The organism is Lysinibacillus phoenicis (genome assembly GCF_047238325.1).
Lineage (GTDB): Bacteria > Bacillota > Bacilli > Bacillales_A > Planococcaceae > Lysinibacillus > Lysinibacillus irui.
In genome coordinates this window covers 3,316,393-3,339,342 of sequence record NZ_JBDFMP010000002.1, presented here as the reverse complement: position 1 = coordinate 3,339,342, position 22,950 = coordinate 3,316,393, and the positions used below count along the sequence as shown (strand labels likewise).

General features: G+C 36.7%; 23 protein-coding genes and 1 riboswitch. Of the genes, 7 read left to right on the top strand and 16 right to left on the bottom strand.

The features are described from left to right. Positions 1 to 37 precede the first annotated feature (37 nt). The 3 genes from ABC382_RS18160 to ABC382_RS18150 all read right to left on the bottom strand — a co-directional run bounded on the left by ABC382_RS18160 (position 38) and on the right by ABC382_RS18150 (position 3,173). A complete protein-coding gene (locus ABC382_RS18160; RefSeq protein ID WP_312507148.1) occupies positions 38 to 1,660 on the bottom strand; it encodes an S-layer homology domain-containing protein in 1,623 nt (540 codons plus the stop codon). A 109-nt stretch (positions 1,661 to 1,769) separates the two neighbouring features. Continuing rightward, positions 1,770 to 2,936 (bottom strand): endonuclease Q family protein, encoded by a 1,167-nt coding sequence (locus ABC382_RS18155; protein WP_412927004.1) that lies wholly within the window; start codon positions 2,934 to 2,936, stop codon positions 1,770 to 1,772. A gap of 66 nt (positions 2,937 to 3,002) precedes the next feature. Then, positions 3,003 to 3,173, bottom strand: a complete 171-nt coding sequence (locus ABC382_RS18150; RefSeq protein ID WP_274797398.1) for a hypothetical protein — start codon at positions 3,171 to 3,173, stop codon at positions 3,003 to 3,005. A gap of 298 nt (positions 3,174 to 3,471) precedes the next feature. Between ABC382_RS18150 and ABC382_RS18145 the strand changes: the two genes are divergently transcribed. From ABC382_RS18145 to ABC382_RS18135, 3 genes are all read left to right on the top strand, one after another. Beyond that, positions 3,472 to 4,050 carry a TetR/AcrR family transcriptional regulator gene (locus tag ABC382_RS18145; protein ID WP_412927003.1) on the top strand — a complete coding sequence of 193 codons (579 nt, stop codon included), beginning with the start codon at positions 3,472 to 3,474 and terminating at the stop codon, positions 4,048 to 4,050. 71 nt (positions 4,051 to 4,121) lie between these two features. Continuing rightward, complete coding sequence (locus ABC382_RS18140) at positions 4,122 to 4,475, top strand: DMT family transporter (RefSeq protein ID WP_312507147.1); 354 nt, start codon at positions 4,122 to 4,124, stop codon at positions 4,473 to 4,475. Beyond that, complete coding sequence (locus tag ABC382_RS18135; RefSeq protein ID WP_274794634.1) at positions 4,475 to 4,789, top strand: DMT family transporter; 315 nt, start codon at positions 4,475 to 4,477, stop codon at positions 4,787 to 4,789. The genes ABC382_RS18140 and ABC382_RS18135 overlap by 1 nt, the downstream gene beginning before the upstream one ends. 39 nt (positions 4,790 to 4,828) lie before the next feature. Here the strand turns inward: ABC382_RS18135 and ABC382_RS18130 are convergent, their stop codons facing one another. The 4 genes from ABC382_RS18130 to ABC382_RS18115 all read right to left on the bottom strand — a co-directional run bounded on the left by ABC382_RS18130 (position 4,829) and on the right by ABC382_RS18115 (position 8,891). Further along, on the bottom strand, positions 4,829 to 6,052 hold the full coding sequence (locus tag ABC382_RS18130; RefSeq protein ID WP_274794635.1) for a dicarboxylate/amino acid:cation symporter: 1,224 nt from the start codon (positions 6,050 to 6,052) through the stop codon (positions 4,829 to 4,831). Between the two features lie 92 nt (positions 6,053 to 6,144). Continuing rightward, positions 6,145 to 6,999 (bottom strand): diaminopimelate epimerase, encoded by an 855-nt coding sequence (gene dapF / locus ABC382_RS18125; protein WP_274794636.1) that lies wholly within the window; start codon positions 6,997 to 6,999, stop codon positions 6,145 to 6,147. 48 nt (positions 7,000 to 7,047) lie between these two features. Further along, complete coding sequence (locus ABC382_RS18120; RefSeq protein WP_274794637.1) at positions 7,048 to 7,839, bottom strand: heme ABC transporter ATP-binding protein; 792 nt, start codon at positions 7,837 to 7,839, stop codon at positions 7,048 to 7,050. A gap of 5 nt (positions 7,840 to 7,844) precedes the next feature. Next, positions 7,845 to 8,891: a FecCD family ABC transporter permease gene (locus ABC382_RS18115; RefSeq protein ID WP_312507145.1), complete on the bottom strand. Its 1,047-nt coding sequence runs from the start codon at positions 8,889 to 8,891 to the stop codon at positions 7,845 to 7,847. Positions 8,892 to 9,035: 144 nt separating this feature from the next. After that, positions 9,036 to 9,224: riboswitch (cobalamin riboswitch) on the bottom strand. A 143-nt stretch (positions 9,225 to 9,367) separates the two neighbouring features. On the opposite strand from ABC382_RS18115, the gene ABC382_RS18110 reads away from it, so the two are divergent. Next, positions 9,368 to 9,964 (top strand): biotin transporter BioY, encoded by a 597-nt coding sequence (locus tag ABC382_RS18110; RefSeq protein ID WP_312507144.1) that lies wholly within the window; start codon positions 9,368 to 9,370, stop codon positions 9,962 to 9,964. Positions 9,965 to 10,086: 122 nt separating this feature from the next. Beyond that, complete coding sequence (locus ABC382_RS18105) at positions 10,087 to 10,656, top strand: YdhK family protein (protein WP_274794640.1); 570 nt, start codon at positions 10,087 to 10,089, stop codon at positions 10,654 to 10,656. A gap of 41 nt (positions 10,657 to 10,697) precedes the next feature. On the opposite strand, the gene ABC382_RS18100 is transcribed toward ABC382_RS18105, so the two are convergent. The 6 genes from ABC382_RS18100 to ABC382_RS18075 form a co-directional block, all read right to left on the bottom strand. Then, a complete protein-coding gene (locus tag ABC382_RS18100) occupies positions 10,698 to 11,390 on the bottom strand; it encodes a response regulator transcription factor (RefSeq protein WP_322611890.1) in 693 nt (230 codons plus the stop codon). Next, the gene (locus tag ABC382_RS18095; RefSeq protein ID WP_274794642.1) at positions 11,362 to 12,762 is read right to left on the bottom strand and encodes a HAMP domain-containing sensor histidine kinase; all 1,401 of its coding nucleotides are present in this window, start codon (positions 12,760 to 12,762) and stop codon (positions 11,362 to 11,364) included. The genes ABC382_RS18100 and ABC382_RS18095 overlap by 29 nt, the downstream gene beginning before the upstream one ends. 111 nt (positions 12,763 to 12,873) lie before the next feature. Next, a complete protein-coding gene (locus ABC382_RS18090) occupies positions 12,874 to 13,416 on the bottom strand; it encodes an NADPH-dependent FMN reductase (protein ID WP_274794643.1) in 543 nt (180 codons plus the stop codon). A 63-nt stretch (positions 13,417 to 13,479) separates the two neighbouring features. Next, entirely contained in the window at positions 13,480 to 14,097 is a 618-nt protein-coding gene (locus tag ABC382_RS18085) for a nitroreductase family protein (protein ID WP_274794644.1), read from the bottom strand. A gap of 68 nt (positions 14,098 to 14,165) precedes the next feature. Then, the gene (locus ABC382_RS18080; RefSeq protein ID WP_274794645.1) at positions 14,166 to 15,149 is read right to left on the bottom strand and encodes a ring-cleaving dioxygenase; all 984 of its coding nucleotides are present in this window, start codon (positions 15,147 to 15,149) and stop codon (positions 14,166 to 14,168) included. A gap of 52 nt (positions 15,150 to 15,201) precedes the next feature. Continuing rightward, the gene (locus tag ABC382_RS18075) at positions 15,202 to 15,636 is read right to left on the bottom strand and encodes a MarR family winged helix-turn-helix transcriptional regulator (protein ID WP_274794646.1); all 435 of its coding nucleotides are present in this window, start codon (positions 15,634 to 15,636) and stop codon (positions 15,202 to 15,204) included. Between the two features lie 151 nt (positions 15,637 to 15,787). Here ABC382_RS18075 and ABC382_RS18070 point away from each other — a divergent pair, with 151 nt between their 5' ends. Continuing rightward, positions 15,788 to 17,773, top strand: coding sequence for a catalase (locus ABC382_RS18070; RefSeq protein ID WP_274794647.1), 1,986 nt, complete (start codon positions 15,788 to 15,790; stop codon positions 17,771 to 17,773). A gap of 36 nt (positions 17,774 to 17,809) precedes the next feature. Here ABC382_RS18070 and ABC382_RS18065 read toward each other — a convergent pair whose 3' ends face one another. The 3 genes from ABC382_RS18065 to ABC382_RS18055 form a co-directional block, all read right to left on the bottom strand. Next, entirely contained in the window at positions 17,810 to 18,274 is a 465-nt protein-coding gene (locus tag ABC382_RS18065; RefSeq protein ID WP_312507140.1) for a YusW family protein, read from the bottom strand. Positions 18,275 to 18,368: 94 nt separating this feature from the next. After that, a complete protein-coding gene (locus ABC382_RS18060; protein WP_274794650.1) occupies positions 18,369 to 20,579 on the bottom strand; it encodes a YcdB/YcdC domain-containing protein in 2,211 nt (736 codons plus the stop codon). Positions 20,580 to 20,696: 117 nt separating this feature from the next. Further along, positions 20,697 to 21,869 carry a glycosyl hydrolase family 18 protein gene (locus ABC382_RS18055; protein ID WP_409264036.1) on the bottom strand — a complete coding sequence of 391 codons (1,173 nt, stop codon included), beginning with the start codon at positions 21,867 to 21,869 and terminating at the stop codon, positions 20,697 to 20,699. Between the two features lie 650 nt (positions 21,870 to 22,519). Between ABC382_RS18055 and ABC382_RS18050 the strand changes: the two genes are divergently transcribed. Further along, positions 22,520 to 22,939, top strand: coding sequence for a hypothetical protein (locus ABC382_RS18050; RefSeq protein ID WP_274794651.1), 420 nt, complete (start codon positions 22,520 to 22,522; stop codon positions 22,937 to 22,939). The last annotated feature ends 11 nt before the right edge of the window (positions 22,940 to 22,950 follow it).

Here is a 22,950-nt window from a genome sequence, read left to right as displayed (position 1 = left end):
CAAAAGGTAGAGGCAAATTACCTCTACCTTGTAAACTTTATTTAATCAATACATGACTAAGGTTTGTAAATATTTTCGCTGCTTGACCTCTCGTTGTGGCAGATTCCGGAGAGTATTTCCCCTGATTCCCTGTCACAATCCCTAATTCATATAACATAGAGACTGCACGTTTTGTTTCAGCATTATAGGAGGCTACATCTGAAAATGGCGATTCAGCTTTTGCAATATATGGCTGATTAAATTGTTGCTCATAGGCACGTTGAATCATTAATGCTAATTGGGCACGTGTAACAGACTGTCCAGGATTAAATTTCCCATCCGTTCCCTTTACGAGACCATGTACATATGCTGCTGCAATTTCAGACTGCATTGTAGCATCATAGTTTGCAATGTCCGTAAATGGTGCTTTTTCCGTTGTAGTTAAGCCCAAGCTTCTTACAAGAATAGCAGCAGCTTGAGCACGAGTTAGACTACTCTCAGGTCGAAATGTACCATCGGGATAACCATTCATAATACCGGTTTCTGCTACATTTTGAATATACTCTTTCGCCCAATGATTCTCTGTATCTGTGAAACTTATTGCTCCCCTTGTAGTAAACGTAACTGTAGGGTTTTGAACACTCTCATTTCCAGCTGCATCTATTGCTTTGATTGAAACACTGTAGGCAGTATTTTCTGTTAAATTTTCGAGCGTCATCTTAGTAGTATTCGCATTCAATGTACTGGCTAACTTACCATTCACATAAACATTGTAATTTGTCACACCTACATTATCCATTGCTTCTTGCCAGCTCACCTCTACCGTTGTCTTATCCTTCATATCTATTTGGATTGCCTTCGTTACATCCCATAGAGAACTTGTTTTAATGATTGGTAAAAATGCTTCATTGGCTACCGCAAAGTAACCCGCTTCGCTTAAATGAATGTTTTCTGGATTTGGTAGGTAGTTAGGAACATCCTTTGCCACAACATCATGTGTTGGTACAAAAATGGCCCCTGCTTTTTCAGCTGTTGTTTTGATTGTTGCATTTACTGTAGTCAATAACAGCTTAAATTGCTTTTGTAAGTTCTCACTATAGTAAGGGAAAGAATTATAATAGCCCATCACATATACTTCCGCATGTGGATTTAACTTTTTAATTTCAGCTAGAATCGAAGCTATATTAGATACAGCTTCTTTAGTTGCTTTTACGATAGCTACAGTATCAATCCCTGTAGTTTGCGACTCCTTTAAAAGAGGCAATAAATCATTTGCCCCAGCAGTTAATGTAATAATCTCTGCTTCTTTTATAGAAGCTCTTAATTTTACCTGCTCCTTTGTATAACCAAAACCTGTTACTGTCTTTTCTACATCGTTTTGTAGATCAGCTAAAACATTTTTGGTTGTGTAGCCAGACATAGCAAAGCCTTTATTATATGAAGCAAGAAAGCCATTTTGCTGTAGAGCCTGTGCAATAAAATCTGTGTAACCTAAACCTATTACACCTACCTCATTCATTCCATGTGCTAATGAGTCCCCCAGTGCTAAATAATCAGTCTGTATAACCCAACTCGGGGCTATGTAATCACTTTGTTCTTCTGCATTAGCTACTGCCGGTATGGTTAATTGCAATGCTAGTATACTTGCGGCCACATAACGAAATTTTTTTGATAATCGCATATACGCTCTCCTCCATTTAGAAAATAGTCATTGTTTTCACTATTTTACTAGAGGAGGGTTAAAAAAAGGTTAAAATATAACAATCTTTTTAAATTTTTTCATCTTGTATCTAATCTGTCTGAATCTTTCCATAGACACCACCACCACCAACCTCTATTGCTATTTGGCCTGTTCTTGCTAAATCAATTAAATGAGCAATTTTATGAGGTACTATTCGTTCAAGCTCTTCAATCGTTACATTATGCAGAATATCCATTTCTGTACCAAATGCTTCTATCAAACGTTCCATCATTTTCGGCCCAATACCTGGGATAAAATCAAGGGGAACCTGATGAATATAAGGTGGTCGATATCTTTCTTTCAAAAAATCCTCAGATAGCTCATGTATGCGTGTAGCGACCCCTTTTATGATTTGAGTACTTCCACAGACAGTACAAACCGTTACTTCGTTACTTAGCTGTTCACCACATTTGGCACAGACTGTCTGATGATATTTGCCAAGCAATGGGTTTAGGCCATAATTGGCAATTACTGCTCGACCTTGTTGTTCATGAAGGGCCATTTTTAGTTCTGTAAAATTAGCTTCCTCTAAGCGTAACTTTTGATACTCACGTGCCAATTTCCCAAGAGAATGGGCATCCGAATTACTAACAAACGTGTACGCCTGAAGTTCTTTAATGTGGCTCACCATGTCTGTATCTGAACTTAAGCCTAATTCAATCGCATCTATTAGTTGAGGATCAAAAACTTCCGTTAAACTGCGAAGAACCCCTTTGCCAAACAAACTTTTAAAAGGAGTAAATACATGTGCAGGTATAAAAAGCCCTCCCAATTCATGCACCCTTTGCTGCAAAGTTCGTCCATCACAATATATACGCTGTGAACTTAAGTGAATATTTTTCATATATTGGGACATCCATGTTGAAAAATGCTTCATGAGCTTAAGAGTAGGAAAGTAAGCAAGCACATGAATAGGACCATGGCAATATTGATCATAGATTTCTATTTCCGATCCCGGTATCAAAGTTGTGTCTTGAAAGCGTAATCCTCCTTCCTTCAGTTCCTTTAATTCACCTCGTTCGATCATGTCCATCATTTCTTCAATGACCTCAGGTGAATGACAATCAATAATACCAATCATATCTAATCCTTTTCTTGCACTCGCCATCTCTAAAATCCTAGCTAATGTTAGTGTTTTACTGCCAGTAATTTTCACAGCACGCCCCTTATAAGTACGCCCAATATGAATATGTAAATCTGCATAGAATTCTTTCATTTTCATGACTCCTTTAGCTTTTTTAAAACGAAAATACCTTACATCACTGCAAGGCATTTTCATTTATTATGATGGATGATTGTTGGTCGTGCTATTATTAGTCTCGTAAGCACCAGAACCAGGTGTTGGCATAGAAGAAGAATCATAAGCCACTAATGTCACACCAATCTTTTTTTCAAGTTCATTAATTTTTGCAAGTTGTTGTGGATCTAATTGAGCAAATTTTATATTATCCATTATCATCATCCTTTCAATCATAAAGTTCCCTGAAATCATGATAACTATGCAAATAATAATACATCCACTTGATTGCCATAAATCTTCGCTTTCACGCTAATAAACAATCGTCCCAAACTAATCTTTTAAGCTGACGAGTAGGAATGTTAATCCAAAGACTCATGTCCTGCAACAACTGAAGTCGTATTGTCTTTTTTAAGGTCTAGAGGGAAATGACTGACTATCAGTCATTTTTTGTTGACATTCATTTTCTTCTCCTGTAACATACTAATCAAGTAAGGCAAAAGTGAGGGATTGCATGTCAAAGGAAGAAAAGATTATTCAAGCTGCTATTGAAGTTTTTCGTGAAAAAGGAATTGAAAAAACAAAGGTTTCGGATATCGTCAAAGCTGCAGGGATTGCCCAAGGAACTTTTTATCTCTATTTCCCGTCTCGCCTTTCTGTTATGCCTGCTATTGCAAAACATATGGTTGAAAGAATTATTGTAACCTTAGAAGAAGGTATTTCTATTGATAAACCTTTTGAGCAACAACTAGAAGAGGTTGTTGAGATGATTTTCTTAATTACGAAAGAATATGGCGATATCGTTGCACTCATTTATGCGGGTATTGCTCAAACAGAGCATTTAAAAGAATGGGAAAATATTTACGCCCCTTATTATGCTTGGATGGGTAATTTTTTATTATCTGCTCAGCAACAAGGAATGATTCGTGATTCTATCAATCCATCACGTTCAGCAAAGCTTATTATTGGTCTCATAGAATCTGCTGCAGAACAAATTTATTTGTTTGATGATAGCAAAGATGAAACGATGAAGCTACTAAAGCTTGAGCTTCTAGACTTTTTATATCATGCACTTGGCCTACGTCACACATAAGTGGCGTTCTTCTTTACCTCGAAAATGACTGAATGTCAGTCATTAATATACTATATGGAAGGAAATTTTTTATGCAAAAAGAATGGGTTTATGTTGGACTAACAAGTTTATTTGAGTTGTTTTGGATATTTGGTTTTAATGTAGCTAACTCTTGGTGGCATTGGGTTATTATTGTGTCTATGATTGCTCTTGATTTTCACTTTTTATCAAAAGCATGTGAAAACTTACCTACTGGCACAGTCTACGCTATTTTTGCTGGAGCAGGTGCAATCGGTACTACATTAATGGATATTTTTATTTTCGATGGAGAATTTAATGCCATTAAAGGTATTTTTATGTTGATATTAGTATCAGGCGTTATCGGGTTAAAACTTGCAGATAGCTCATCAGCAGAGCATGAAGAACAGAAAGAGGTGAATGCATAATGGGTTGGATATATATAGTATTAGCAGCAATGTCAGAAATTATAGGTGTTGTAGGTTTACGCTTTTATAGTCAAAATAAAACCGTACGAAATTTATTAATATATATCGGTGGCTTTGGATTATCATTCGCCCTTTTATATGCATCATTCAATTATTTACAGTTAAGCATTGCCTATGTTGTTTGGGTTGGTATTGGTACTGTTGGCGCTGTGCTTGTAAATATCATTTTCTTTGGAGAATCAAAAAACCTAACACGTATTATAAGTATTATTGCTATTATCATTGGTGTTGCAGGTTTAAAAGCAGTCTCTTAATCGGACAATATTACAGGACGCCCCTCAGAGGCGTCCTTTTTAATCCACTTCTTGCTGTATCCAATCTTTTCCTTCTATTGTTCTTGTTACAATCATACTTGCCACAGTATCACCTGTAGCATTTACCATTGTAGCAGGAGGGTCTACTACTACTCCTATAGCAGAGATCATCGGTAAAGCTTGAACTGGTAGACCGTACAATGTGACTATAAGCATTTCTCCAATGAAACCTCCACCTGGAATACCACTCATCACAATACCTGATAGTAAGGCGACGCCAATTGCGGTTACAAAAGTACTGAATCCTGTAAAATCCATATTAAACACACCGAAAACAAACGCTATTTTCAATATGGCGGACAAGCATGAGCCATCCATATGAATGGTAGCACCAAGCGGTAATACGGTTTCACGAATATCCTTTGGCACTCCAATCTGTTTGGCAGCTGTTAGATTAACAGGCAGTGTTGCAAAGCTACTTCCTGTACCTAATGCTGTCACAGCAGGCGTTAAAATATTTTGCCAGAACTTTATAACTCCTACTTTTCCACCTGCAATAAAAGCGTATAAAGTAAAGCCGATTAAAAAATAAAGGATAGCAACAGGATAGTAGAGAATGATGGCTTTAGCATAATCCCCAAGCAATGCCGCTCCAAAATCCCCTATTAATGTTGCAAAATAAGCCATTAATCCAATTGGTGCATAGTACATCACTAGCTTGATGACCTTCATAAATACTTCCGAACCACTTATTAAAAAACGCGCAAACGGCTTACCTGCTTCTCCTGTTAATCCTGTGCCAAGCCCGATTAAGACAGCAAATAAAATAAGTGCTAGCATATTACTTCTGGATAATAAATTCATAAAATCAGGCACAGTGAAGGTGTTAACTAATTGTTCAGCAAAGCTTAAATCCTCTGTTGTTTCAGGGGATACAATCTGAACGGATACCTCAGCCCCAGGGGGATAAATAGTAACAGCAATTAACATGATAATGGCGGCAATAATGCCTGTTGCTATAAATACGAGCATCATTGAGCCCATAATTTTACCTAAACGTTTGAGGCTTTCCATACTAGCAACGGAGGATGCAATGGAGAAAAACACTAATGGCACAACAATCATAAATAATAAATTAATAAAAATATCACCAAAAGGCTTTAACACCGTAGCCTTCTCACCAAAAAGCAAGCCAATAATAACACCTAGAAGAATGGCAATTAATAAAAACATAGAAAACCGATAAGCCCTCAGTTTTCCCATCTTCACATCCCTTCAAGGATCATTTACACTTCAGTGATATTGCTTGTAAATTTTTTAAGCATGCTCCGAAGAACAATGTGACTTGCTAGACGCTATAAAAATTCGTATATCCCCTCTGCAATAAACTCCGCTGGGCCTCGCATCCAAACATGGTCATCGTCAGCCCATCGTATGTTTAAGTCACCTCCACTCAGATGAACAGTTATCTCTTCTCCCCTCTGACAAAAACCATTTAAAATAGCAGCTACTACTGCAGCACAAGCACCTGTTCCACACGCCTCCGTAACACCAGAACCTCGCTCCCAAACTCTAAATTGTAAGGCTTTTGAATGGATGACCTGTACAAATTCAACATTAACACGATTAGGAAATCTCACATCATTTTCTATAATGCCTCCTAGTGTTCTTAACGGCGCTTTTTCTATATCATCGATAAAAAATACCGCGTTTGGATTTCCTAAAAACAACGCTGTTAGGAACAAATTATGTGGAGGCACTGTAAATAATTCATTGATGACGAGCTTATTAGGGGTACCTAACATCGGTATATCTTTACGATACAATAAAGGTTTACCCATATCGACAATCACATCTATGACTGTATTATCCTGAACCACTACCTCTACGTACATAATGCCTGCTTTTGTTTCAATTGTAAAAAACTTTTGTCGCACAATTTGGCGTTCAAAAATATATTTTGCAACACAGCGAAGTCCGTTTCCACAGTTAGATCCCTCTGTACCATCCTTATTAAAAATGCGCATACCACAGTCAGCAATTTTAGAAGGTTGAATAATAATTAATCCATCCGAGCCAATGCCTGTATGGACATTTGCTATCTTTTTAGCTAATTCACAAAAGATATTGTCATTATAATCATACCTGAAAAGATCAAGATAAATATAGCTGTTGCCAATACCATGCATTTTCGTAAAGGCTATTTTCATACATTCACTCCTTGTAAAGGATGGTAGATGTATAGACTTTTAACTTTCTTATGATTGGTTAACCTTTTTGGCAAATTGCTCTGGAACATATGTAAGATAAGGCTTACCAGTTAGTGGATGTATTTGAATATCAGCAAAAACATGAAATACTTCCCGTAACAACGTTGGAGTAAGTACTTCTTCTGGCGTCCCATGACAAACTATTCGTCCATTCTGTAAAACGTAAATTTGATCACAGTACATTGCTGCGATATTTAAGTCATGTAAAGCCGCGACTACAGTTAAATGTAGAGTTTGAATTAAGTCCATAAGCTGGAGTTGATGCTGTATATCTAAATGATTCGTCGGCTCATCTAATATCAATACCTTAGCTTGTTGTGCCAGAGCACGTGCAACCATTACGCGCTTTTTCTCTCCACCGGAAAGAGAGCTAAAGCTTCGTTTCTCCAAATGTGAAATACCAGTTTGTAGAAGAGCATCTGCCACAATTCGGAAATCTTGTTCTTGATCAAGCTCCAATAGTTTTTTATGTGGCGTTCTTCCCATACTGACTAAATCATGTACTGTGAAGTCAAATAAAACAGGTGTTTCTTGACTAACAACGGCTAAATTTTTAGCAATCGATTTACTTGATTGCTTTAAAATATCTTGTTCGTTTAATAATACCGTACCACTTTCCGGTTTTAGCAGACGATACATATTTTTTAGCAATGTGGATTTGCCGCTACCATTAGGGCCAATGAGTCCAACAAGTTGTTTTTCTTTTATTTGAATACTTACTTCATGTAGTATACGCTCATCGTAAATGGAGAATGATAGCTGCTTTGCTTCTAATGTCATATAAGTTAGTCTCCTTCACCGAAAGAATAATTGTTACGACGGAGTAGCCAAATAAAAAATGGTCCTCCACAAAAGGCCGTTATAATACCAATTGGCATTTCTTGAGGTGCGATGATTATTCGGGCAAAAGCATCTGCCCACACTAAAAAGATTCCTCCAATTAAAGCACTAATAGGTATCACATATTTATAGTTTGACCCCACAATTAACCGAACGATATGTGGAATGATTAATCCCACAAATCCAATAGAGCCACTGACTGCGACAAGTACACCAGTTAACAACGAAACAAGTAAAATGAGCTGAATACGAAATTGCTGTAAATTAACCCCTAACGTTACAGCTGCCTCTTCCCCTAGTAATAATAAATTTAAATTTCGATAGTGTAGCCATAGTAGCCCAAATACGAGGAAGAATATGAAAGCCGGGATTACAATATTATTCCACTTGGCTCCAGCTAGACTCCCTAGCATCCAAAACATAACAGCCTTTAAAGCCCCTTCTTGTTTCGACATCATCAAAATGAAATTGGAAACGGCCGTTAAAATAAAGGACACAGCCATCCCCGCCAATAACAAGCGAAAAATTGAGACACGACCACCAACTCGTGATAAGAAAAATACGAGCGCAATGGCAAGTAATGACCCTAAAAATGCAGATACAGAAAGAGCATAGATTCCTAAAAATGAAAAGGCACCTAAAATAATTACTGAGGTCGCTCCAACAGCTGCACCTGACGAAATCCCTAATATATAAGGGTCAGCAATGGAATTTCTCACAAGTGCCTGAATTGCTGCCCCAGCAATAGCTAGACCAGCTCCAACAATAGCTGCGAGTAAAACACGTGGTGCTCTTATTTGCCAAATAATGATTTCCTGTGAGCGACTCCAGTCTTGCTCTATGCCATTTTGTATAATGGGGATTTTAGAAAGAATAACTTTCCATACATAGAAGGGTGTAACTGATACAGACCCAACCATAACGGCTATTGTCATAGAAACGATTAATACGAAGAAAAGTATTAAGGAAAAAAACATAAATTTTTTATTCATCCGTTTAAAGCTCCTACTAAGTATTGATGGATGAAGCAATAAAAAAAGGTATTCCATACGAAAATACGCATAGAAATACCCTAGATTAAACAAAGTCAGAAAATATCCAGCTATTGTCCGTAATTGCTTGCATCCTCGTGGGCATTACAGGTATTACTAATGGCAGGTCTCCTGGCTTCGAATCAGCATCCTATAATGGCCTTCCCATACTAACACAGTGGCAAAAAATATTATAAGACTCCTCGTTACAGTTGCGGGACAGCGTCGGACTTCCACCGACTTCCCTTTTAAGTGACATTCAAAAAATATCACACCAATAGTACTTAAAGTTATAAAATTGTGACGATTCTATCATACATTTTTATAATTAGTTAGTCTACACTATAATTGAGTTAACTTAAAACTATAATAAGGTTGACACAATTATATTCGTTTTTTACACTAGCAGTAAGAAGGTTTATAACGAGGTGAAATTTATGGCTACTGCTACACAACAGAGTCATCATAAATTAAGAACTATTGACATTACCTATATTGGGTTATTCTCAACACTTATGATGATAGGGGCTAATATTACCTCCTTTGCCCCATTTATGATGGTGGGTGGTGTACCGATTACACTACAAACGTTTTTTGCTATTTTAGCAGGACTGGTTCTTGGTAGCAGAAAGGGTGCGCTCGCCTGTACAGTTTATATGTGCATAGGATTAGCAGGAGCGCCTGTTTTTGCTCGTTTTGGTGGGGGAGTTGGACAAATTTTAAGCCCTACCTTTGGGTTTATTATTACATTTATTGGAGCAGCATTTGTTGCAGGACTAATTGTAGAACGAAGTGCAACAAAGAAAAGCTATATTGCGGCAGCGTTAATCGCAACTGCGCTTAATTATTTCCTAGGGACAAATTGGATGTATTTTGCCTACAAACTATGGGCAAGTGCACCAGAGGTCTTTTCATATAAACTAGCTTGGCTCTGGATGATCCCCCCACTACCAAAAGATTTTATCTTAGCGATTTTCGCTGGCATCTTCGCCTATCGATTACAAAAAACATTGAAAATCATGCCCATTCAATAAATAATTCCTCACATCTTTCTTGTTAGATGAAAGATGTGATTTGATTTTTGGTAGTAGATCATGTCCATTATTTCTGCACATTTATTTGCTACAGTATTAGCAAATAGTGAGGAGGATATGACATGATATTCAAACAAAAATGGTCAATGGCACTACTATCAGTATTAGCTTTACTTACTTTATCTGCTTGTACGGAGGATCAAACGAAGCCTGCGTCTACATCTAATCATACGACTGAAGAAATGGATCATTCGACAATGAACCATTCAAGTTCAGGCGAAGTACCAGCTACATTAAAAATTGCTGAAAATCCGAAGTTTCCTGTAGGAAGTACAGCTATTATTACGAACGGGCATATGGACGGTATGAAAGGTGCAGAAGCAGAAATAGTCGGGGCCTATGATACGACTGCTTATGTTATTTCCTATGAACCAACTACAGGTGAAGAACCTGTTAAAAATCATAAGTGGGTCATTCACGAAGAATTAATTGATCCCGAAGAAGCACCTCTGGCTCCTGGTACAGAAGTAAAAACGGATGCAGCGCATATGGAAGGTATGGAAAATGCGCTTGTCCATATTGAAGAGGCTGTACAAACAACTGTTTATATGGTGGATTACACTTCCACTTTAAATGGTGAGGCAGTAAAAAATCATAAATGGGTAACAGAAGAAGAGTTAACTTCAAAATAATTTAAACAACCTCTCCCAGTAGGTATGGTAGAGGTTGTTTTCTAGTTTTTATGTTCAAGTGTTGCGGACTTATGCCATTTATAACCGATACCCCATACTGTTTGTAAATAATCATCCGCAGGGAAGCCGCTTTTTCTTAATTTTTCTCGTAAATTACGCACATGTGAATCAATCGTACGATCTTCAATCATTACATTATATCCCCAAACTGTGTTGATAAGATGTTCTCTGGAAAATACTTTATTTTGATGATTTAAAAATAAGGCTAGCATGGAAAATTCCTTTGGTGTTAATGAGATTGCCTTTTGTTGAAAATAAAGTTCAAACGCTTCCTTATCTAATCGTAGCCCCTCAAAGCATATAACTTTTTCATCTATTTTCGCCCTTCTTAATACCGCATGTATACGCGCTAATAACTCTTCCTCATCAAAAGGCTTTAAAATATAATCATCAGCACCCATGTTTAAGCCTTTTACAATATCAGCATGCTCTCCTTTTGCCGTAAGCATAATAATAGGCACATCCCAAAACTTCCTAATTTCCTGGCAAGCTTGCCACCCATCCATCTCCGGCATCATAATATCCAACAGAACTAAATCCACATGCTCTTCTTCTAAATAATCGAGTCCTTCTAGAACGGACGACATGGCTCTACAATGAAAAGTAGGCTCTAAGTAAAGGGTCAATAAATCTAACATTCTTGGCTCATCGTCTATGCATAAAATAGTCTTCATTCGCTTCTACTCCCTTAAACAATAATTCAAAAGTAGTCCCTTTATTGATTTCACTGCTAACCTTCACTTTCCCCCCATGTGCCTCTACCAATTCCTTAACAATAGCAAGTCCTAGACCAGAGCCACCTAGAGCACGACTACGGGATTTTTCCACTCGATAAAACCGTTCGAAAATATAAGGTACATCCTCCGCTGGAATCCCTTTTCCTGTATCTTTCACAATGATGCTTATCACATCTTTGTTTTTTTTAACAGTGACTGAGGTGGTTTCTCCAGGTGCACAGTAGATTAACGCGTTATTTAATAGATTAAGGAGGATTTGCTCTAGTCTTGCTTCATCTGCCCATAGAAGTAAGCCTTTTTCACAATGTACATCGAAATATATACCTTTCTCTTGAAAAGCAGGATGTAATTTTTCTTCCATGCTTGTAATAAATGAATGTAGCTGGATACATTGTTTTTCAATTACAAATGAGTTTTCATCCATTTTCGCTAAATCAAATAAATCCTTGATGAGTCGAGAAAGTCTATTGGTTTCTTCTATTATAATGGCTAAATACTTTTGACGATCTTGCTCTATCAAATCCCGTTTGGCAAGAATGTCGGTATAGCCTTTAATAAATGTTAGTGGGGTGCGGAGCTCATGTGCAATGCTTGACAAAAACTCCTTACGCTCTTGCCTTAAATGATTTAAGTCATTAGACAACAGTTGGATGGCATTCGCTAAATCACCAAGTTCGTCTTTTGAATTCGTAGAAAGGTCGACTGTAAAATCACCTTTACTCATGTTCAATGTAGCCTCTTTCATCTGGATTAATGGTTTTGCAAGCTTTTTAGATAGCACGATAATCACCGCTATAGTGACAAGACCAGAAACAATGCCAACTATAAGAAAATGCTTATTTAAACGTTTCATTAAGGCGTGGATGGAATCTGTATGTTGAAACATAAAAACGTAGCCAATCGTTGTTTGCTGTTCTTTAATAGGACTGATAGTGGCAATAGCCTTAGCCTCTTGCCAGTTAGCTTGCAATACTCTTCCCTTATAAGGTATTTCCCCGTCTATCTTACTGAACATATCTCTAATTTCTGGATGGGGTTGCGATGAAGCTAGTATTTCTCCCTGATGATTAGTAACCACTACATCCGTACTTTCATCCGATTCCATAAGTACTATATGGGCCAAGGTTTCGTTATTAAAGTTCTGTTCTAATATTGTACGATGGGAGTTTCCCCTTGCTTGTAAGCTTGCTAATTCCTCTTCAACACGAGAATTAGTCAAGGAGGCATGTAAAAAAAACATCATAAATGTTTCGATACAAAATAATGTGATGAAAAAAATGATACCTAACTTCAGTGATAACTTTCTCATCTATAACCACCATTTTTCTTTTTCTTAAAAGTATAACGTGTAAATGTGAAAAATCCATGCAGAAGTAAAAAAAGCCCATAAGTATATTGAATACCTATGGGTCAGAATAATTTAAATGTATTTTTTTGCCCAGTTTAAGAAGTTATCAATGACAACGTCAAGGAATTTCACAGTGCCTTCATCTGTTAAATTGCCTTCTGCATCGAATTTAGTGTGAACAGCACCAATATAAACATCATTGCCACTTAGTAATGGTGAGTTAATACCAGGAGAGAATAAAATATCACGTAAATGTAATTGAGCTTTTACAGTACCTAAGTTCCCCATAGATGCGCCCATAATGATAGATGGCTTACCAATCATTACTTTATCTACACGAGACAACCAGTCAATGGCATTAACCATCACACCTGGAACTGTACCATTATATTCTGGTGTAACCCATAGCACAGCATCTGCTGCTTTTACTTTTGCTTTAAAATCAAGAACTTCTTGTGGTGCTTCATTTTCGATATCTTGATTGTACATTGGTAAATCCTTTAAGCTTAAAACTTCAAGCTCTAATTTTTCTGTATAACGCTTTTGAATAAAGTGAGCTAATTGCATGTTATAAGATTCTTTACGAATACTACCAACGATGGCTACTACTTTCATGATGTTTCCTCCTAAATGTACATTAAACTTAGTATTTGTATAGCTATTGTATTTTATACCACTTTAATAGTAAGTGGCAAATTCTTCAACTGGCTTTCGATAACCACGAAGACGACGACTACTTTCTTTTTCTTTCCCAATTGTGATCATTAGAGCTATTTCATGTGTTTCTGGTACATTAAATAGTTCACGCATTTTTTGATCATCAAAACCAATCATTGGACAAGTGTCCCAGCCGCGATTTTTTGCAGCTAGCATAAATAACATGGCAGACAAAGATGCATTACGAATTGCTTCATCTTTCATAAATGCATCCCCACGTTCTTCATAAAAGTTTGTATTTTCAGCTACTAGCTCATCTAATTCACAAGCTGTAATAATACCTAAATCAACCATACCTTGACTTAATTCAGCAGTATTTTTATACGCCTCTTTATCACCTAATACAAGTATTACCGCTGAAGCTGAATGTACTTTATATTGTCCATAGGCTGCTTCTCGAACCTTTTCTTTCATATCTTCATCCAACACCACTATATAATTAGCATGTTGTAAGTTAAATGCTGATGGAGCGAGCTTAACATCCTCCAAAATAGGACGTATGTCTTCCACAGTCATTTTGACGTCCTTGAGAAAATTATTAGCAGAGCGACGCTTATCAATCAGCTTGGAAAATTCCATTTTTAAACCCCCAATACAGTTATGTATTCATTCAGTAGAGAAACATCTCTCTACTGAATGGAATAGTATTACTCATATTCTTTATCGAACGTAATAGAGCTTCTTACAGTGTCAATTGGACGTACAAGTCCTTCAATCTGTGCGCGTTTAGGTTCTAAAAATGGTGGTAATGATAATTTTTCTCCTAGTGTTTCATATGGCTCGTCTCCCATAAATCCAGGACCGTCAGTAGCTAATTCAAATAAAATTTGCGGTGCAACTCGTGCGTACAATGATTCAAAGAAATGACGATTTACATAGCCAGATGTGTGGAAACCAAAGCTTTCAAAGCGTGCAGTCCATTCATCTAATACCGCACGATCTTCTACACGGAAGGCTGCATGGTGAACTGTGCCAAAACCTTGACGAGCAACTGGTAACACAGTGTTATGCTCAACAATTATTTGAGCGCCATTCCCTCCCTCACCTACTTCAAATAGGTGGAAGTCGCCTTCTTCAGCAATTTCTTTAAAGAGCATTACTTTTTCTAACATATCTTTAAAGTATTTAAAATTGGCCACACGGACGAATACTGGACCTAATCCTGTAATCGCATATTCAAGTGGAATAGGGCCATCTTGCCAAGGCGTACCAGAAGCAACACCTGTATTATGTTCATCAGAAATAAGCTGATAGTGCTGATCGTCAAAATCAACGAACGACAGAGTTTTCGCACCAAATTGTTCCTTAATACCAGTATGTTTTACATTTAAACGATCAAAGCGTTTAACCCAATAATCTAAAGCTGCATCCGTTGGTACACGGAAAGAAGTTTTTGAAATTTCATTTGTACCATGCACTCCTTTTGGAATGTTCGGGAAATCAAAGAATGTCATATCAGTTCCTGCACTACCTTTATCATCCGCAAAGAATAGATGATATGTTTGAATATCATCCTGATTCACTGTTTTCTTCACTAAACGCATTCCTAAAACAAATGTAAAGAATTTGTAATTCTCTTCAGCACTACTTGTGATAGCCGTTACATGGTGTACACCTTTTAAATGATTCATTTTCTATTCCTCCTATTTATCTCGATATCGAGATATATGTGTAAAAATTTTTTTATTGTTTTAAAGCATTTTTGCCAACCTTTTTAAGAGACAAAATCATTGTGTCCAGCTCTTGAGATTCCAATACTTCAAAAATCTCATTTATTTTTTGTTCATGCTTAGGGAAAATCTCTTCCATCAATGTCTGTCCCTCATACGTTAATAATACGTAAGTAACACGACGATCTTTTGGACACGACTTTCGATATACAAAGCCTTTTTGTTCGAGCTTATCAATCACATAGGTAATACTACTACTTGCAATTAATATTTTTTTACCAATTACTTGAATAGGTTGTTCTCCGCGATGGTACAAAAATTCAAGAACCGAAAACTCGGTTTGATTTAAATCATATTGAAGTAAATCTCTTTTAGTTGCATCCTGAATCGTTTGATATGCTCGGAACAAGACCGTAAATGCTTTTAAGTTACGATTGTTATCCTTCATACGACTCCCTCTTTTACTTCGAATTCAATTATCTTTAATTCGAGATAATAATAACACATTCATTTTTAATCGGCAACTATTTTCTTTCTTCATGTTTGTTATCTTCTTGTACGGGTAGAAGGTAGTTGTAACTTATAAAGGAGGATTCTAAATGAAAAAAGATGTAAATCAAAAACAACAGCAGCTAGAAGCATTCCGAGTAAGTGATAAAGGTCAACCTCTCACAACCAATCAAGGCTTGAAAATATCAGAAGATGAACATTCATTAAAAGCAGGTGAACGAGGACCTACTTTAATGGAAGATTTTCATTTTCGTGAAAAGATGACGCATTTTGATCATGAACGAATTCCTGAAAGAGTAGTACACGCACGTGGATCTGCAGCACACGGAATTTTTGAAACATATGAATGTGCAAGTGACATTACAAAGGCACAATTTTTAAACGGAAAAGGAACCAAAACACCTGTCTTTGTTCGTTTTTCTACTGTTGCAGGCTCAAGAGGCTCAGCAGATACTGTCCGTGATGCACGTGGCTTCGCTACAAAATTTTATACACAGGAAGGTAATTACGATTTAGTCGGCAATAATATTCCTGTATTTTTTATTCAGGACGCTATTAAATTCCCCGATTTTGTACACGCAGTAAAGCCTGAACCGAATAACGAAATTCCTCAAGCTCAAAGTGCCCATGATACATTTTGGGATTTCATTGCAAACAATCAGGAATCTGCTCATATGGTGATGTGGCATATGTCGGATAGATCCATTCCACGAAGTTACCGAATGATGGAGGGCTTTGGTGTGAATACCTACCGCTTCGTCAATAAAGAAGGAAAAGCGCATTTTGTTAAATTTCATTGGAAACCTAAACTTGGCGTTAAATCACTTGTCTGGGATGAGGCACAAATCATTGCCGGAAAAGATCCCGATTTCCATCGTAGAGATTTATGGGAATCAATAGAGCGTGGTCATTTTCCAGAGTGGGAGTTGGGTGTGCAGCTAATTCCTGTTGAAGATGAGTTTAAATTTAGTTTTGATATTCTCGATGCCACAAAAATATGGCCAGAAGAGGAAGTTCCAGTACGCATTCTTGGTAAGATGACATTAAATAAAAACGTTGATAATTTCTTTGCTGAAACAGAGCAAGCTGCATTCCATGTCGGACATGTTGTACCTGGTATTGATTTTTCAAACGACCCTTTATTACAAGGTCGCTTATTCTCTTATACAGATACGCAGTTAATAAGACTTGGAGGACCAAACTTCCATGAAATCCCTATTAATAAACCGATCTGTCCTTTCCATAATAATCAGCGTGATGGCTATGGCCGACAAACAATCAATGTTGGGCAAGTTAGCTATCATAAAAATTCCTTAGCTAGTAATACACCAAGCCCTGTCTCTGAAGCAGATGGAGGATACACACATTATCAGGAAAAAGTGGAAGGCCATAAAGTACGTGCACGTAGCGATAGTTTTAAAGACCATTTTTCACAAGCGAGATTATTCTGGCTTAGTATGACAGAAATTGAGAAAAAGCATATCATCAATGCCTTTAGCTTTGAATTAGGAAAAGTAAAGAATAAATCGATTCGAAAACAGGTTGTAGATATGTTTGCTCATGTCAGTTATACACTCGCAGCGTCTATCGCAGATAATATTGGTATTATTCCGCCAGTACAAAAAGAGGTACCCCCTATTACACAAACTTCACCTGCTGTTAGCCAGATCATCAATGCTGTTGAAAGTGCCCAAACTTCTAAAGTAGCGGTAATCGTTTCAGAAAACACGAATGAAAAATTAAATGATCTGATTGCTACTCTATTAAGTGAAAATATAGTAGTTGAACTTGTGAGTACTAAACAGGGCATAATAAATGGTTATGAAGTTCACGAAACATTTTCTACTACTTCTTCAGTGCTCTATGATGGTGTTTATGTTACGGGGACATTCCAAGATTCCTCACTACAAGTAAAATCAGAACAGTTCATTGAAGAGGCCTATCAACATTGTAAAACGATAGGCTTTACAGAAAATATTTCGTTTTTACAGCATATTGCCAATCAAAATGGTGTGACAAACAATCTAAACTCTTTTATTCATTTACTTGCAAAACATCGACATTGGGTACGCTAATCAAAAAGCCAGCTAACGTTTGTTAGCTGGCTCATATTATTTAATTCGTTTAAATTCCTTTTCATTGCCGTCAACAAACTCTACATCCACCTCAATGGATTGAAAGCTATCATCAATATTAAATACTTTGATTACTTGATCAATCACTTTATCATTAGGCGTTGTCGAATCAAAATTCAACTGCTTAAATAACGGCTCTAATTTTGTATAAGCCTCATCACCCTGCAGTTTTTCATTTTTTCGATCATCTTGTAACTTTGCCTCTATCCCTGTTTTCTTATCCTCATACTCTACCTCATAAGACTCCGTTGCAGAGTAATCAACATCTAATGAAAACTCAATAAAATTAAATGTCATTTGGTCTGTAGGTGTTTCACCAGTTTGTTGACTAGCATTCTGATCTGCTGGTGCATTAGCAGGTACATCCTTAACTTCATCCTTATTACAACCATAAAGAATGACAGTTACTAAAGAAACTGCTAATAAAAGTTTACATTTCATATAGACACTCCTTTCTTACATATTCTTCCCCGTTTCCTTTCAAACTAACCTAAAAAAGACATCCCCTTCAATTGAGGAGATGTCTTTGGATTTATTAATAGTAGAAGTTGCGATCACTTGTATTTTCTTGAATTGCTTTTGCTAAACGGACAGTTGAAACAGCAAGGTCTGCATAAGACACATTCTTAGTGGCATTAAAGTTATTTTGCTGTAAATCAATTAGTCCCATACCATTTGCTATGGCAATATGACCTGCATACGCTGGATCAATAGATGCCGCATCAGCAAAGTTTAGTTTGTAAATCTCCTTTAATTTCGCAACATTTTCTAATTGTAAAATTTTAACCGACCAAACTGCTAGCTCTTGGCGTGTTAATGTTTCATCAATTGCGAATTGATTTGCTGGTTGTAAAATTCCCATTCTTACTGCTTGTTCAACAGTTCCATATAATGGATGATTTTTATCGATATTGTTGAACGATTGCTTCTCTCCATCTCCGCCACCGTAATAACCATATGTTAACGATTTCAGTAAAATCTTTAATGCCTCACCCTTTGTTATAGCAGCATCCGCGTTAAAGTTTGCTAAATCTTTAACTTCTAACACATTTTGATTTAAAAGATAATTTAATTCATTGGCTGCTGTAGGGTGTGAAATCGTAGGCTTCTCTTTTGAGCTATCTACCTGATATAACCACTCACCAGTAATTGCATCAATTTGATTAACTACACTACCATTGAAGATAGGAGCATACACTAAATCATACTGTTGTTTATCTTCTGTATTTTGTTTTACATATTGTAGCTGTAATGTAAGTGCATTACTATATGCCTCTTTTGCTTTTTCATTTGGTATTGCTTGGCTAATAGACGGCCAGTTATTTATCTTTTGTTTATTAACATTCAATGAAAGTAGTGAACCATCAGAGTCAATACCTACACTTATTTCATCTCCAACAACTGCAATACCATTCACTATGCGTGGGAAGGAGAAGTAATATGTTTTACTATATTCATCAATTGCGGGCTCATCGATCGGCATTGAATACTCATGTAAATAAGAAGGAGACCATTGCTTTAAGTATTCAATCGCCTTCGATAATGCAGCATCCTTAGAAAGGACATTTGTTTTATCAGAATTTGTAAAGTCTCTCTTTAGATCGTGATACTGTACAATGTCGCCTGTGGCCTTATTAATTTCAAAAGTCGTACCAGAACCACCATTACTGTACATATACATATAATTTATTGAATAAATTGTCTCACCATTTTCATTTTCTCTTTCATCAACCATTTCAATATTGAGCTTCGCCTTGTCATCGTCAACTTTTAAGAAAGTTTTAGCAAATTCTTCAGCGTCTGCTACTGTCATACCACTTTTTCTTGGTGGTAACTGCTGTGAAGATATTTTTATGGCACTCTTCGTTTTTGGAACTTGTGTAGAAAAGCCATTCGTTGTTTGCCATTGCCCCGTTAAAGCATGTACACCATTAAATCCTGAAGCTGGCATATAGACAAGCTTCACATTACGTGTATCTGAAGAATAATCAACATAATAACGAAGTTCAACCGCTAAATTATCACGTACTTGTGAAACCATTTCTTCCTCATTCTTTTTCTCACTTACATTATCAAAAGATGCTTTATTTATAGATTCTGTATTACGATACATTCCTGTTATTTCTCCATTAGCAAGAACATCAATAGTAATACTTTGATCACCAATCAGCACATCATTATAAGTTGGTGAATAAGAGAATGAATACGTAATTGGTTGGGATAATGGTCGATTGAATCCCATGTTAATATAGTTTAATCCATCATTACGAAGTTTATAGTTCTCTGTATTTGCAAATTTTTTCAGGAAATCTTCTGCAATTTTTTTTGCTTCATTCTCTGAATATTTTGCGGGATACATTGCTTCTGTAATATTAGCTGGCTGGTAATAGAAATGCTCTAACTCTAAATCTTCTCCTTTAAATGTAAAGCCACCATAAATATCTTTACCATTCACTGTTTTATGGAAGTTTAAATCATAACGGACAGTTGTATCATCTCTATAGAAATGACCTCCCCCAGAATTAAAGTCGTTATCCGTTACAAAACTGAACTCATTAGGGAATAGTGCACGTAATTTTTTAATCAGCATGCTTTTTGTAACCTTTGTCTCTGATGCTGCAAGCTGAATTTCAATGCGCTCTGATGGTTCCTTCACATTTGCAGATGCTTGGGAAATTGGTGTAAGAACACCAACTGAAAATGCTGTAGCCGTTAAAATAATACCTAACTTTTTAAATTTACCCAAAATATCCCTCCTAAAATACTATTTACCATAATTATAATATACTTTACTATAATTAGAAATGCATTTGACAGTAAATTTCCACAAAGGAAACATATATTGGGTAATCCTTTGACTGTATCATTTCTTCACCACGTCAAAATTAGCACCTATTAATACCCAATTTTGTGGGAATGGTAATCCCAATTTCCAATAGCCAATACCACGAAGATTATACTGTTTGACAAGATTAAATTTAGCTTGAATAGATCTAGCATCCTCAAACCACACCACATGAGCTCTGCCTTGTTCATCATAGTATTCAAAAAATGGTGCTTGGGCACGCCAATCATACTGAATCGCAGCATTGTAACGTTTGGCAATTTCAATAGCTCTTTGCGGACTAAGCGCCTCTGCATTTGGTCCTCCCTGGACAAATGGTAATGTCCAGTCATAGCCATATAAATTTTGCCCTAGCATAATTTTATTTGCAGGCATTTCACTAATTGCATATTTTACAACTTCTTCTACTTCTGGGAGAGGTGAAACAGCCATTGGTGGGCCTGCCGAATATCCCCATTCATAGGTCATTAGTAAAACAAAGTCCACGATTTCTCCATGTGCCTTATAATCATGCGCCTCCGTCCATGGATTGCGCTCACCTGCACTTATTTTTGGTGCTAAGGCTGTAGATACTGTATATCCTTGTGCATGGAATTTTTCTACTGCCCTTCTTAAAAAATCGTTATAGGCTTGTCGTTGGTCACCTGGTAAATTTTCGAAATCAAAGTGAATGTCTTTAACGTCTCCAAGTTGTCTAGCTTCCGCAAGAATATTCTCAAAGAGTAAATCCTGAACAGCAGTACTTTGAAAAATATCTCTTGCTAATTCTCCGCTAAAACTAAAATTTTCCAGATTCGAAACGACCATAGCAAGAGATGCCCCAGTATCATTTGCAATTTTTGTCACACCTTGACTTGGTGGACTTTGTAGAGTACCGTCCCGTCTTGCCTCATAACTAAATAAAGCTAAATATGTTAAATAGGGACCCGCTTCTCTAGCTTGATTCAAGAGTGTTTCACTAACAGACGTTCCTCTTGGCTCTAAGTACGCTAATGTTTCTGCCCTTGTTTTTGGAGGTTGTGGAATATACAATCTCATTCCAACAGTTAATGGCTGATTCGGATTAATACCATTTACTTGAGCTAGTGTTACATAATTAATACCGAAGCGTTGTCCGATTGACCACAAACTATCCCCGGGCTGTACATAATAAAAGCTCCCGATAATCGGTATTACAAGAGCTTGCCCCACAACTAAACGATTTGGCTCTGGAATTTGATTGGCATCTACAATACTCTGTACCGTTGTCCCATATGCTTGCGCTATACCCCATATAGACTCACCAGCTCGTACAACATGTATTTGAATGGTTTTGCCTCCTTCTAGCTTGATAAAATCATACCTATAAAGCTTATGAATTCCGAAAAGAAAAGATGCCTTTCAACGATTTCACAAAAAACCATTGCTTCTTATACAAATGATTTTTAGGAAAATACATTTTGAATGTATATAACTTTAATGACTTTGCTTTATGTATTTCTGATAGGGTATTGGTAAGCTATCGGTTAGTTCGTATTTTATTTCATCATTCATTTTTTAATTTAGCCCATTGTTTCATATATTGAAGATTTCTTTTATGTCATATCTTCTACTTTTTCTTTGTTATTTTTATAATAAAGCGCAAAATGCTACACTCCACCATGTCATTAATCGTACAAATGTTCTATTTTCGATACTTCTTTGACAAAACTTCACCCCACTTTCTACCTTATCAGTACGTCTCTCCCTACTACTTTTCGTTACACTTTTCCCAAAATAATTTATACAACTAGCATCATATGCCTTATTCTTTTCAAGGTTATCACTCTTGTATAATGAAATTATTGTAAGGAGGTGTTAGATTGCGCTTATTTTACCAACAAAAAGTAATCGGTAAGAAATCTCGTAAGCTTCAAAAAATCCCATTCTCCATTGAGGAACCTGTTACAACTTTACAAGAATTACTCGTCCAGCTTGTGACACAGCAGGTACAACAGTATAACGATAAAAAGGTAGATACGCCGCTTCATCTTTATTTAACAGATCAACAAATAGAAGACGCAGCCCAGCATGGAAAAGTACATTTTGGAGAGAAAAAAAATGACACCTTACAGTCAGTTGACCAAGCTATCTCTACAATGCTTCAAGCCTTTCAAGATGAGCTTTTCTTAGTCCTTCATAATGAGGACTCACTCGATTCACTTACAACACCATTAACCTTACAGGAAGATGATGTTTTTACATTTATTAAACTAACAATGCTTGCAGGACGCATTTGGTAAGGAGAGGTTTT

Coding starts and splice junctions, on each gene's coding strand:
- ABC382_RS18160 (WP_312507148.1), bottom strand. CDS start 1,660: ATGCGATTATCAAAAAAATTTCGTTATGTGGCCGCAAGTATACTAGCA.
- ABC382_RS18155 (WP_412927004.1), bottom strand. CDS start 2,936: ATGAAAGAATTCTATGCAGATTTACATATTCATATTGGGCGTACTTAT.
- ABC382_RS18150 (WP_274797398.1), bottom strand. CDS start 3,173: ATGGATAATATAAAATTTGCTCAATTAGATCCACAACAACTTGCAAAA.
- ABC382_RS18145 (WP_412927003.1), top strand. CDS start 3,472: ATGTCAAAGGAAGAAAAGATTATTCAAGCTGCTATTGAAGTTTTTCGT.
- ABC382_RS18140 (WP_312507147.1), top strand. CDS start 4,122: ATGCAAAAAGAATGGGTTTATGTTGGACTAACAAGTTTATTTGAGTTG.
- ABC382_RS18135 (WP_274794634.1), top strand. CDS start 4,475: ATGGGTTGGATATATATAGTATTAGCAGCAATGTCAGAAATTATAGGT.
- ABC382_RS18130 (WP_274794635.1), bottom strand. CDS start 6,052: ATGGGAAAACTGAGGGCTTATCGGTTTTCTATGTTTTTATTAATTGCC.
- dapF (WP_274794636.1), bottom strand. CDS start 6,999: ATGAAAATAGCCTTTACGAAAATGCATGGTATTGGCAACAGCTATATT.
- ABC382_RS18120 (WP_274794637.1), bottom strand. CDS start 7,839: ATGACATTAGAAGCAAAGCAGCTATCATTCTCCATTTACGATGAGCGT.
- ABC382_RS18115 (WP_312507145.1), bottom strand. CDS start 8,891: ATGAATAAAAAATTTATGTTTTTTTCCTTAATACTTTTCTTCGTATTA.
- ABC382_RS18110 (WP_312507144.1), top strand. CDS start 9,368: ATGGCTACTGCTACACAACAGAGTCATCATAAATTAAGAACTATTGAC.
- ABC382_RS18105 (WP_274794640.1), top strand. CDS start 10,087: ATGATATTCAAACAAAAATGGTCAATGGCACTACTATCAGTATTAGCT.
- ABC382_RS18100 (WP_322611890.1), bottom strand. CDS start 11,390: ATGAAGACTATTTTATGCATAGACGATGAGCCAAGAATGTTAGATTTA.
- ABC382_RS18095 (WP_274794642.1), bottom strand. CDS start 12,762: ATGAGAAAGTTATCACTGAAGTTAGGTATCATTTTTTTCATCACATTA.
- ABC382_RS18090 (WP_274794643.1), bottom strand. CDS start 13,416: ATGAAAGTAGTAGCCATCGTTGGTAGTATTCGTAAAGAATCTTATAAC.
- ABC382_RS18085 (WP_274794644.1), bottom strand. CDS start 14,097: ATGGAATTTTCCAAGCTGATTGATAAGCGTCGCTCTGCTAATAATTTT.
- ABC382_RS18080 (WP_274794645.1), bottom strand. CDS start 15,149: ATGAATCATTTAAAAGGTGTACACCATGTAACGGCTATCACAAGTAGT.
- ABC382_RS18075 (WP_274794646.1), bottom strand. CDS start 15,636: ATGAAGGATAACAATCGTAACTTAAAAGCATTTACGGTCTTGTTCCGA.
- ABC382_RS18070 (WP_274794647.1), top strand. CDS start 15,788: ATGAAAAAAGATGTAAATCAAAAACAACAGCAGCTAGAAGCATTCCGA.
- ABC382_RS18065 (WP_312507140.1), bottom strand. CDS start 18,274: ATGAAATGTAAACTTTTATTAGCAGTTTCTTTAGTAACTGTCATTCTT.